The organism is Sulfurovum sp., assembly GCF_041562805.1.
Taxonomy (GTDB): domain Bacteria; phylum Campylobacterota; class Campylobacteria; order Campylobacterales; family Sulfurovaceae; genus Sulfurovum.
This window is the reverse complement of sequence record NZ_JBFFOH010000095.1, coordinates 1-9,437: the sequence shown is the minus strand read 5'-3', so window position 1 is coordinate 9,437 and position 9,437 is coordinate 1. Positions and strand designations below refer to the sequence as shown.

Sequence of the window (9,437 nt, the reverse complement as noted above, 5' to 3'; positions counted from 1 at the left end):
TCTTTAATTCCTCTACATCTGTTTGAGTGAATGTATGGTTCACCCATGCATAGAAGGACGAACCTTTACGATGCTCTTTCTCAAACTCACCGACCTCTGCCACATAGTCTTGCAACTGTTCTTTAGTAATTTTATTCATAATCCACCTCCATAGCTTTTAAAAAATCACGAACATGACCAACATCTTTAGTAACATCTGTTCGCATCCTCAACAACCTAAACTGTTCATTCAAATGGTCTAGCCAATTACGTTCTGATACCTCGCCTCTGAAAGACTTAAACTGTTGTTTCTCCTCTCCGTAGAACGCTCTATAAGCTTCTACAACACGTTCAAAAACTTCTTTAGGGCTTTGTACATCTCCGACTAAAGCTCTTGCTGTCTTCTCTCCTAGACCCTTTCCTGAACGTCTAATTGCATACTTCTTATGAAGTTCATCAGTAAGCTTTGGTAAACCCGGAATTGAGTCAATTGTATCTCCACTGAGATGCTGACTAGCCAAATTCTTAATGGCTTCAAGTGGTGTTATCTCAACCAATCCAAGTTCAGGTTTATCGAAGTTGTAGTGTAGTTGTGGGAATTGTCCCAAATCTTTATCGATCCAGCAGCCAACAACACTGAGCTTATCAAAATCCCTCTTAGCTTTAATCCAACCCTTCCAAAGCTCTTGAGTTACAATCTCATCTGTCTCAACACCTTCCGCAATAACCATATGTTCTTTGTATTTAGTCAACATATACTCTTTGACAACATCATACAACAAAGGTTTACTTGGTCTTTCATTTTTATATGGTTGTGTCTGAGCAATATCATAACGGAAGTTCTCACCAACACCAAAACAAATCTTAAAGTCTTTACACCAAGGCTGCTTTGTGATTGCCTCAATCTTAGATTTGAATCGCCCTTTAACAATCTGTTCTGGTGTTACAACGGTGCCACTATAGTTAGTAGTCCCTGTAAGCAAACGAACACCAGCAACAACTTCAAAAGCATCTGGTGAGACTTTATCCAAACCTTTCTCAACCTTTTTAGCATTCACTTCAGCAAGCCAACCACCTTCTTTTTTCCAATGATCACCAAAGAAAGCTGTCTGGTTTTTAAACTCCCTAATCCAGTTGGTTTCTTTGTGTGTGACAGTGACGAATGTTTCCTGGGCTGCTAGGGCAGCATGAATGATGAGAGTGTCAACGTCAATTATTGCTGTGTATTGTTTACTCACAACACCTCCGTTGGAACAAGCTCATACTCCACAACTATATAAGGGTTTGCTCCTGACCCATAGTAAGCCTTCCGGCAAGCAGCTTCAGCATTATGTTTTCGAGTATAGACACGAGTACCTGTAGACCAGTTACTTTTGACAGCGCCAGTCTCACGATCTTCTACAATCCAAACTAATTTCTTTGTCATATTCCCTCCAAAGAATAAGGAGCATATTTCAGCTCCTATTTGTATTAACTATACATCTCTTGAATTTCTTGAAGCTTCTTCAGCTTATCTGCCTTACCCTGCAAGTCATCAGACTTAGCTTTAGCTACAGCAGCATTGATAATTTCTTTTACATTGTCCTTCTCAAACCCATCAGTATTATATTCTTTGTCATAGGTAAATTCCCCAGCAAGCTCCTTCATATCTTCCTTGTTGGTGATAGCTTCTTGAGCTAGTTGGTATGCACGATTGTAAAGTGATTGAAGCTCTTTCATTATTTAATTCTCCTTAGTTTGTTTAAGTTCAGTTTTAATAAAATCAATACATTTAACTTCTTTTGTACCATCATCTTTGAAAACACCAATAACTTGCATTTTAGTGAAGTCTAAATGATTGCATTTCCTGTGTAAGTGTTCACAAGTAATGCACATGAATCCACGAGGGATGTGTGTTGGACTAGATTTAGTGTGCATTCTCACCCTCTCCATTCTCTTTGTGCCACTCAGTATGATGTATTGCACAAAGCCAAGTTACATCAAGCGGTTTATCATAGTCACAATGGTGTGCAACTATATTATCATCAGTGCCACAAACTTCACACAGACCTTTGGTTAATTTACCATCCCGTATCGCATTACCTGTGGTGATATGTATGGCTCTTTTCTTGGGGTTATTCTCTTTGTACTTCCGGATAGTCTTCTGTTTTGACTCTTTACCAGCTTCTGTACTCAGATACTCTTTCCTAGCTTGAACTCGTTCTGGGTTGTTTGCGCGGTTTCTGTCGAACTCTCTGTAATACTCTATCCTCTCTTCTCTATTCTTCCTGACCCTTGCTTTGACACAATCTTTACAAGTCTTTTTGTCACTCTCATAGAAAAGAGAAGGGTCTTTTTCAAGACCACAACTCTTACATTTCATCTATACCTCAGAATGGAATTTGATCATCGAAGTCATCAAAGCTTTCTGCATCAGCTTTTGGAGCTTCTTGTTTATCTTCCTTCTGTTCAACAGGTTGATTGCTGACACGAGCTTCCAGAGCTTTAGCAATATCACTACCTTCAAAGTTCTGAGCCAGCTTCATAGTATTGATCACACTCTGACGAAGAGATTTAACATCTTCTGGATTCTGCTCACCTTTGAAGTTTACACCATAAATGTATTCTTCAGAAAGCTCAGGAATCATCGGCACCATTACATCAGGTACTTGACCAGACAGCTTGATCTTCTCATTCAGATACTGCTTGCCATTAGATTCAACAGTGAACACTTGAACTTCAAACAAAGCAGCCTTACCAAGAAGCTTACCAATCATGTGAGGCTTGAATCGGCCATTGTCATCAAGAACATCAGTAGCTGCTGCTAGCTTATGAAGCTGAGTGTTGCTCTTAAAGCTCCAAGTACCATCATCATTACGATTCTCTTTGATGTTGTACGGTTTACCTACGATCTTACCCACTTCCTTCATGTAGAACTCACCATTCAACAGAAGGCGTAGTGGATGTTCCTTACCATCATCCTCACCAAAGAACTGGGACTGGTTAAGACCAATAGACGGGAAGTCTACAGTTAGTGCTACTTGCTGACAAGGCTTCACTTTCCAACGCTTATAGCGAGTAGGTACACCCTTGTCGTTTGGGAGGGTCTCAAAGTATTGCTCTGGATTCTTCTCAAGTTCAGCAACCTCAGAAGCCTCATCGCCTTTCCACTCCATCTTAGCATCTTCTTGAGTCTGTAGACCAAGATCAATGATACCAGAAATAATACCAATCATTGCTTTGGCTTTCTTCTGAGTACCAACCTTGTCAATGATATACTTACTACGAGCTTCCCAATCAATCTGTTTACGCTCAGTGTTGTTGCCGCTTGATTCTACTTTTTCTACGTTAAATTCAAAGCTCATTGTGTTATACCTCTTTGCGATTTTAAGTTTTGGCATGGTGCCGGTTATTGGTGTTGCGGGTTAAATCTTCCCAGTCTCAGCAATAATCTCTAGCGCTTGAAAGCTAGGGACTACTTGTCGGATACCACTATACTCGTTTACATCAGCAGTTGCAAGTAGTTGTAGGATTTTATACATCCCACTCCATGAGCTAGCAGACCGTTGTAGTGCTTTACCTTTCCGAGCTAGACGTTTCTTAGTTTTCATCTTCATTTACTTCACTCCTTCAATAATTGCTTTAAGTTCTACAATAAGCTCTTCAGCCATACTTGTCTGACCTGTACTAAATCCAAGCTCCACGTTATCATCAAAATGGCTATTATGCCAGTCTGAAATGTCTCCGTCATTCAACTGACCAGTATACGTGAGGTAGAATTCACTTTCAAAGTCATGATGGCTTTCAAGTCGTTTGATCAGCTCAAGCAGTTGTTCTTTCATACTTCCTCCTTACTTACCAATCAATTTAATAACTACTGCAAAAACAAGTAGTACAGTCAATACAAACGCTAGTGGTGCCCAAATCGGGCTAAGGACTAACCACCAACTCCAAGCAGCTACAGCACCAATCCCAGCAAGCTTTAGAGTGATGAACACAATAGCCAGCAAACCACAGAAACCAATACCACCAGTTGAAGCTTCAGATTTGTTACTCATTTTAGCGTACCTCCCGCTGACATTCAAGGGTGAACTTCTTCTGGATAATCTTAGCATTAATATTACTTTCTTTCCAGTACTTTTTCTCTGCTCTCGCCTCACTCCGAGTAAAGCACTTATAAGATGGACCATTCTCTGTTACAACAAGATACTCATATTTTGTAGTCATTTTAAATCTCCTCTTTAGATTATATTAACAGCAACCCGCATCTTGAAAAATTAATACCTTTGCTTCGGCAATACCGACATCATAAACATGATCTGGCTCAATATCTCCAATGGTAATATACTCATTCTTTTCTGCAAGCTCTACAGCAGATTTTAGATCATCTGCAACCACAACCAACCCACCTTCTGTGTGGTAATTACAACTAACTTCCCCTAAATATTCCCAAATAAACAGCTTCATCATACCCCCTCATTCAATTTATCAAAGCTCTTTGTCTCTTGAGCTGGTGTGTATTATTTCAGATTTACATGTTTGTGTCAAGGGAATATTTGGTTATTTTACACCATCTAGAAGCTTGGTTGCTGCTGAGATGTAGTAATCATAGTTGATATTCCAATCGAAGTCAACCATTTTATTGCAAGGTAGTACTTTCCATTCTGTATCAATCCCGAGTCGGCGGTTTGGTTCTCCTTCAATCAGTGGTGGCATGATCTTAACAAGACTTCCTCCTTTTGTCGAGGGATAATAACGACAAATGTTCTGTAGTTCAATTTCTGTAATGTCATCCATCACAAGCACAAGGCTTGAACTGCGTGGTACTTTTGTCCTCAACATGAAGTCGTAAGGGTCTTTGTGGTTACGAATGTAATCCTCAGCACCACCTTTGCCCAATAGCTCATGTAGAACAGCCTGAGCAATCACCATAGACGATTGGTTTTTATGCCATCCGATCTGATCATAAGGAAGCACCTCATAAGCTCCCTTAGTCTTAACTTTACCAGATTCAGTAATGCTTACATAATTGTTGACGTCCCTTATGTACATCACATCATAGTCATCACCCTCCATCTGTAAACCTGTCAGTTCTTCCCACTCCTTTACTAATTGTTCAGCAACTGGGATATGTTCACTTTCAATGAGATATTCAAAGCCGTCAGTATTACACATGATGATCTCAGCACTACACTGATCAATCAATTTTTCCATCAACATACATAACGACAACTGCCCACCAATCGTAATGCTCATTGTATATTTTGGATCATATAGCGGGCTAAACTCGTTATTACTATCCCCGTAGGTGCCATTCAATGCTAGCTTTAGTGCATTGTTTGCAGCACTACCCTTAGCATGACGTTTCCGCTCCTGATAAAGCTGCTTGTACACCTTACAGAACGTCTTCCCTAGATGCTCTGGATAGATTTGATTAGCAATTGCCATATTTGGATAATAGCTCGCAACATCTAAGGTTTTTAGCTTCTTTGTCTCGGTAGCTTTGACTGTTCCCTGTTTCGCACCATGAATACCACCAACGCCATAATCAAATCGAAACCCATTGATCACCACATTTAGAGTTTCGGCAATATTATAGCACCAGTGATAAGATTTCTTTGGAACTTTAACATTACGGGTTTTCTGTTTACCATTATCGTCAATATATGATTCTTTTACAGGATTACCATCAGAATTCTTGACAATTTCCATAGCTTTAAGTTCAGTCTCTTCAACCCAACCAAGAGGAAACTCGGCTTTAACCTCATTGATATCCTGTTCTGTTGGGGCTGCTTTAAACTTTACCTTCTTAACTTTCATCTCGGCATATTTAGCTACATTACCAAGATTATGTTCAAGAAGATCACTAAACACACCTTTTGTCTCAGTGATCACTTGCCGTTTAAACCACTCATGCACAGCCTTGAATTCTGGGCGATCAAACTTAATGTACGGAAACAAGCAATCCTTGATAATAATCTTATCTCGTTTTGTCTGCTTGATTGTACGTCCTCGTTTACTGTACGAATAGCAGCAACCCGGACTCTCTTTCTCTAGGCTGCGAATAAATAGCTCTTTACCAATCTTTGTATCATTAAAGTTTGTGCAGTCAAAACCAAACTTCTCTGTCAACTCCTCACGCAGATTGATTGCCGGAATTGAACGACGATAAAATTTCAATGTTTCGGTAACGTCTTTCTTGTTATAAGTTACTAGAACATCTTTCTCACTATCGTTCAAATACTTTCCAACAGGGAAAGGTAGGTCATCAATCTCATCACTTCGCATATTGAACTCAAGCATCTTCAGAGAAGTTGAGCGAGCCTTATTGTCAAAGTGATGAATCTTGAACAAATCAACTTGAGGAATCACATGATCTACTTCACGAACATTAATTGAAAACTTCTCATCCTTCATTGATTTAATGATTTTAGTTGTCAGTTTGTAAAGTTCATTTGCTGTAACGGAGGCAGATTGACCCTCTTTCTTAGCTTTCTTAGCTGCTGTGATAATCTCATGGATTAGAGTGTAATCATACCCAATGTTGTTGAAACCCACCATACGACACTTATTAGTTACGAAGTAACGCAGGCACTTCAGAACACCTTCAATCTCATTCTTACGATCACTTATTTCATACACTTTCATCCATTTACCAGAGGAATGGACTACGCACATAGTGAAAATATTTGGGTATGACTCTAAATCGTAAATCCAATCGCTCTCAATATATTCGTATTCCATTATATCCTCTTTTAAAAGTCTGGTTCATCTGCATGGTGTAATGGTGGCTCTTCCACATCACGATTAAAGTATTCATCACGATCATACTGTTGACGTGTCTCTGCATCGTAGTAAAGCGCGCAAATCTCACCTGTAATACCACCACGACACTTAGGCATATCTACATAAGTAGTGTTTCTTTCAATTGCGTCAGAGGTCATCTTATCACGATTAATCACGATATTAATATCTGCTGACTGAATAAAAGTACCAGAACCTAGTGCATCATATTCTGTCACTTTGCGAACATTACCATCTTTATCAGTCGGTGGCTTGCGAGTATGTAGAATGTTAATAAACACAAACCCATTCTTCTTTTGTAGCTTCTGCCACATCATGAAGTTCTCTTGAATCTCGGTGCCAAGTGATCGTAGGAAGTCTGTTAGTGGATCAATCACCATCAGTCGAGAGTCATTTACTTTACCACTCTTTTCCATTTGTCGCTTTAGTAGTTCAATGTCACCTTCCCGTTCATCAATAATGAAAAACCGTGGTTCACCAACTTCATTATAAAGAAGCTCGTTTTTCAAAAGCTGTACTTCTGGTTGATTCAAATAGTCAACAGCATCATGCCCATCTGTAAACCACATCAGGTTTTTCTTGAGATGCATTGAAAGCAAATCAATTGTAAGTTCTTCCTTTGTACGCTCAAGGCTTACAATAGTCGGTACACGAGGACTATGGAAAAGCCAATGATAAATCAATGTATCAGATAGAAAACTCTTACCAATGCTTGTGTCACCAATAATATTGACAACAGAGCCTGTAGATTTAATACCACCTCGCATTGCCGTTTGAAGCTTACTCAGTTGAGGTGGAAGACCAATCTTAGGTGCTGTTAGAAACTCAGCAAGACCTGCTTCAGCATCACCAGAGGATGAAATACCACTATTGATAAACTCTTTAGCGTTGTAGAAATCTCGAACAAACTGTTTCTCTTTACCATCAAGAAGCATTTGGTTTGGGTCTTTACCAGACCATGTGGCAATGCGAATCTTTTCTTTAGGTAGCACTGCTGCAATTTCTTTAGCTGCTTTACGACCAGCATCATCTTGATCCATACCAATAATAATAATGTCATACTGGTCAAACCAATCATACTGCATTGCTGCTTGCTTTGCTGCTGATCCCTCACCAGATGTAGGACTCACTACAGGAATGCTATCATAGTCTTGGTTTGATCGGTTGTCAAGAAGCATCTGGTATGCAGCAGCCTTATCCTCTTCACCACCTACATACAAAACATACTTAGAAGGTGACTTAAACTTTACTTGCCCAGATAGTTGACTTTTGGCTCCAGTGCTACCAATCTTACCATGAGAGAAATCCTTGGGGTGGTTTCTACATTTATAGCCTGTAACCTTACTATTACCATTAGTCTCAGGATAATAACGAGCTATTACGCTACCATTAGTGTCTAGTTTTGTTAGATGACCATAGAATTGATTAATATCATCACGAATCCCACGATAACCATTAGCTTTATAACCAACAGATCGAATCAAAGATTTTACATCTTCAATGTCCATTGCTTGATTATCCGAGACATTCTCTTTTACAACAGGTTCTTTTGACTTTTCCATATACTCCTCTTTAGTAGTACCAGTGAGTTCACAAACTTTTTCCATGGCTTCTTTAAAACCAATACCTTCAATCTCTTTCACAAATTCAACAGCATCCCCGCCTTTACCACAAGACCCAAAGCAATACCAGCTTTCAGTATCTTCATAGATTTGAAAGGATGCTGTCTTTTCTCCATGCAACGGACAGCAACATTTATCCCCATTAAAGTGTGCCCCATAATGCTCTAAAATCTTCTTGATATTAGACAACTAATTTACTCCTCAGTCATAGTAATCATTCTTCATTTCTTCTAGCTCAACCATCACCTTCTCTTCAAGCAATTCAGCATACTCATCAGCAATGTCTTGAGCTTCTTTACCATTATAATGCATTTCTGTATCATCTTCAAGATATTCTAGCACATGGTAGCATTCAAAACTCAGCTCTGTATAGCCATAGCAATCTACGTCTGAATCTGCATATTGTCCCATAGGTTTCTGAACATACAGATAAGTGATTGTGATGTCAAATACGTACTCATCAACACAGATTTCTAGGTCAAACGGAGTGAATTTAGACATTAGGGTTCTCCCTTAAACTGTTGTGTAGTCTGTGATACGATCATATCATAAGCTTCCTCTAGTCTCTCCCATAAAGGATCATGTTCAGCTCGCCAACCAATAGATGTTAGCAGTTCACCCAAATCAGCGTGATCAAATGTCTGCTGCTCAACTTCGTATTGTAGTGCAAGGCGGATTAACTCACGTTTATCATTTTTGAGTTTGATAATCTCATTCTGAAGCTCCTCAATAGCATCCAACAACGTGCCAGCTTCAATGTTACCGTCTGCCCACTCTTGATGATAATTCATTTTATTCCTCCAACTCGTTAGTTTCTGTTAGACACTTTACACCGTCCCAACACTCACTGTCAAACATCAATTCAATAGCCTCTTTTCCTTGTGTATCTGACCCCTCAGAAGCGTTTTCTAGGTCATCTAGGGCTACCCTACTAGGTAGGTCTTGTCGTCGATTATAGAGCCTTTTAGAAGGGACAATAGAAGGACGACAAGATTTGTTGAAATGCTTAGCTACTGGGTTTTTCATAGCTTAACTTCTTAATCAAATCCTCAG

Annotated in this window: 13 protein-coding genes; all 13 read right to left on the bottom strand. The window is 39.4% G+C overall.

Annotated features, from left to right (window positions below; all coding sequences use genetic code 11):
- Positions 1 to 131: 131 nt before the first annotated feature.
- The 13 genes from ABYK33_RS10655 to ABYK33_RS10595 all read right to left on the bottom strand — a co-directional run bounded on the left by ABYK33_RS10655 (position 132) and on the right by ABYK33_RS10595 (position 9,410).
- Positions 132 to 1,217: a hypothetical protein gene (locus ABYK33_RS10655; protein ID WP_373033187.1), complete on the bottom strand. Its 1,086-nt coding sequence runs from the start codon at positions 1,215 to 1,217 to the stop codon at positions 132 to 134.
- On the bottom strand, positions 1,214 to 1,405 hold the full coding sequence (locus ABYK33_RS10650; RefSeq protein WP_373033186.1) for a hypothetical protein: 192 nt from the start codon (positions 1,403 to 1,405) through the stop codon (positions 1,214 to 1,216). Before ABYK33_RS10650 ends, ABYK33_RS10655 begins: the two co-directional genes overlap by 4 nt.
- A gap of 44 nt (positions 1,406 to 1,449) precedes the next feature.
- The gene (locus ABYK33_RS10645) at positions 1,450 to 1,698 is read right to left on the bottom strand and encodes a hypothetical protein (RefSeq protein WP_373033185.1); all 249 of its coding nucleotides are present in this window, start codon (positions 1,696 to 1,698) and stop codon (positions 1,450 to 1,452) included.
- Between the two features lie 187 nt (positions 1,699 to 1,885).
- Complete coding sequence (locus ABYK33_RS10640) at positions 1,886 to 2,341, bottom strand: hypothetical protein (protein WP_373033184.1); 456 nt, start codon at positions 2,339 to 2,341, stop codon at positions 1,886 to 1,888.
- A 7-nt stretch (positions 2,342 to 2,348) separates the two neighbouring features.
- Positions 2,349 to 3,323: a hypothetical protein gene (locus tag ABYK33_RS10635; RefSeq protein WP_373033183.1), complete on the bottom strand. Its 975-nt coding sequence runs from the start codon at positions 3,321 to 3,323 to the stop codon at positions 2,349 to 2,351.
- A 252-nt stretch (positions 3,324 to 3,575) separates the two neighbouring features.
- Positions 3,576 to 3,800, bottom strand: coding sequence for a hypothetical protein (locus tag ABYK33_RS10630; protein ID WP_373033181.1), 225 nt, complete (start codon positions 3,798 to 3,800; stop codon positions 3,576 to 3,578).
- A gap of 9 nt (positions 3,801 to 3,809) precedes the next feature.
- Positions 3,810 to 4,016 carry a hypothetical protein gene (locus tag ABYK33_RS10625; RefSeq protein WP_373033180.1) on the bottom strand — a complete coding sequence of 69 codons (207 nt, stop codon included), beginning with the start codon at positions 4,014 to 4,016 and terminating at the stop codon, positions 3,810 to 3,812.
- A 193-nt stretch (positions 4,017 to 4,209) separates the two neighbouring features.
- Entirely contained in the window at positions 4,210 to 4,425 is a 216-nt protein-coding gene (locus ABYK33_RS10620; protein WP_373033179.1) for a hypothetical protein, read from the bottom strand.
- Between the two features lie 93 nt (positions 4,426 to 4,518).
- Positions 4,519 to 6,702: a hypothetical protein gene (locus ABYK33_RS10615; RefSeq protein WP_373033177.1), complete on the bottom strand. Its 2,184-nt coding sequence runs from the start codon at positions 6,700 to 6,702 to the stop codon at positions 4,519 to 4,521.
- Positions 6,703 to 6,713: 11 nt separating this feature from the next.
- Complete coding sequence (locus ABYK33_RS10610; protein WP_373033175.1) at positions 6,714 to 8,573, bottom strand: CHC2 zinc finger domain-containing protein; 1,860 nt, start codon at positions 8,571 to 8,573, stop codon at positions 6,714 to 6,716.
- Positions 8,574 to 8,585: 12 nt separating this feature from the next.
- Positions 8,586 to 8,885, bottom strand: coding sequence for a hypothetical protein (locus ABYK33_RS10605; RefSeq protein WP_373033174.1), 300 nt, complete (start codon positions 8,883 to 8,885; stop codon positions 8,586 to 8,588).
- Positions 8,885 to 9,175: a hypothetical protein gene (locus ABYK33_RS10600; protein WP_373033173.1), complete on the bottom strand. Its 291-nt coding sequence runs from the start codon at positions 9,173 to 9,175 to the stop codon at positions 8,885 to 8,887. Before ABYK33_RS10600 ends, ABYK33_RS10605 begins: the two co-directional genes overlap by 1 nt.
- Position 9,176: 1 nt before the next feature.
- Positions 9,177 to 9,410, bottom strand: coding sequence for a hypothetical protein (locus ABYK33_RS10595; protein ID WP_373033172.1), 234 nt, complete (start codon positions 9,408 to 9,410; stop codon positions 9,177 to 9,179).
- Positions 9,411 to 9,437: the final 27 nt, after the last annotated feature.

Excerpts from the sequence above, each read along its gene's own strand:
- ABYK33_RS10650 (WP_373033186.1), bottom strand. The coding sequence starts at position 1,405 with ATGACAAAGAAATTAGTTTGGATTGTAGAAGATCGTGAGACTGGCGCT.
- ABYK33_RS10645 (WP_373033185.1), bottom strand. The coding sequence starts at position 1,698 with ATGAAAGAGCTTCAATCACTTTACAATCGTGCATACCAACTAGCTCAA.
- ABYK33_RS10640 (WP_373033184.1), bottom strand. The coding sequence starts at position 2,341 with ATGAAATGTAAGAGTTGTGGTCTTGAAAAAGACCCTTCTCTTTTCTAT.
- ABYK33_RS10635 (WP_373033183.1), bottom strand. The coding sequence starts at position 3,323 with ATGAGCTTTGAATTTAACGTAGAAAAAGTAGAATCAAGCGGCAACAAC.
- ABYK33_RS10630 (WP_373033181.1), bottom strand. The coding sequence starts at position 3,800 with ATGAAAGAACAACTGCTTGAGCTGATCAAACGACTTGAAAGCCATCAT.
- ABYK33_RS10625 (WP_373033180.1), bottom strand. The coding sequence starts at position 4,016 with ATGAGTAACAAATCTGAAGCTTCAACTGGTGGTATTGGTTTCTGTGGT.
- ABYK33_RS10620 (WP_373033179.1), bottom strand. The coding sequence starts at position 4,425 with ATGAAGCTGTTTATTTGGGAATATTTAGGGGAAGTTAGTTGTAATTAC.
- ABYK33_RS10615 (WP_373033177.1), bottom strand. The coding sequence starts at position 6,702 with ATGGAATACGAATATATTGAGAGCGATTGGATTTACGATTTAGAGTCA.
- ABYK33_RS10605 (WP_373033174.1), bottom strand. The coding sequence starts at position 8,885 with ATGTCTAAATTCACTCCGTTTGACCTAGAAATCTGTGTTGATGAGTAC.
- ABYK33_RS10600 (WP_373033173.1), bottom strand. The coding sequence starts at position 9,175 with ATGAATTATCATCAAGAGTGGGCAGACGGTAACATTGAAGCTGGCACG.
- ABYK33_RS10595 (WP_373033172.1), bottom strand. The coding sequence starts at position 9,410 with ATGAAAAACCCAGTAGCTAAGCATTTCAACAAATCTTGTCGTCCTTCT.